This window comes from Streptomyces beigongshangae (assembly GCF_019710745.1).
In the GTDB taxonomy this organism is placed as follows: domain Bacteria; phylum Actinomycetota; class Actinomycetes; order Streptomycetales; family Streptomycetaceae; genus Streptomyces; species Streptomyces beigongshangae.
In genome coordinates, this window is record NZ_JAHKJW010000186.1 from 1 (window position 1) to 607 (window position 607).

The 607-nt window shown below is 70.3% G+C and carries 1 protein-coding gene; it reads left to right on the forward strand.

Annotation, left to right across the window (positions count from 1 at the left end; genetic code table 11):
- On the forward strand, window positions 1–607 hold a 607-nt coding region (locus tag KM933_RS38760; protein ID WP_260334849.1), incomplete at both ends, for an alanine--tRNA ligase-related protein.

Consider the following 607-nt stretch of genomic DNA (forward strand, 5'->3'; position numbering starts at 1 on the left):
TGCTGCGCCGCATCATGCGCCGTGCCATCCGCAACATGCGTCTCCTCGGCGCCACCGGCCCGGTCGTCGAGGACCTCGTCGACGTCGTGATCGGCATGATGGGGCAGCAGTACCCCGAGCTCGTCAGCGACCGGCAGCGCATCGAGACCGTGGCCCTCGCCGAGGAGGCCGCCTTCCTGAAGGCCCTCAAGGGCGGCACCAACATCCTCGACACCGCCGTCACGGAGACCAAGGCCGCCGGCGGCACGGTCCTCTCCGGCGACAAGGCCTTCCTGCTGCACGACACCTGGGGCTTCCCCATCGACCTCACCCTGGAGATGGCCGCCGAACAGGGCCTGTCCGTGGACGAGGACGGCTTCCGGCGCCTGATGAAGGAGCAGCGCGAGCGCGCCAAGGCCGACGCCAAGGCCAAGAAGACCGGCCACGCCGACCTGGGCGCCTACCGTGAGATCGCCGACGCCGCCGGCGAGACCGACTTCATCGGCTACACCAGCACCGAGGGCGAGTCCACGGTCGTCGGCATCCTCGTCGACGGCGCCTCCTCACCGGCCGCCACCGAGGGCGACGAGGTCGAGATCGTCCTGGACCGCACCCCCTTCTACGCCGA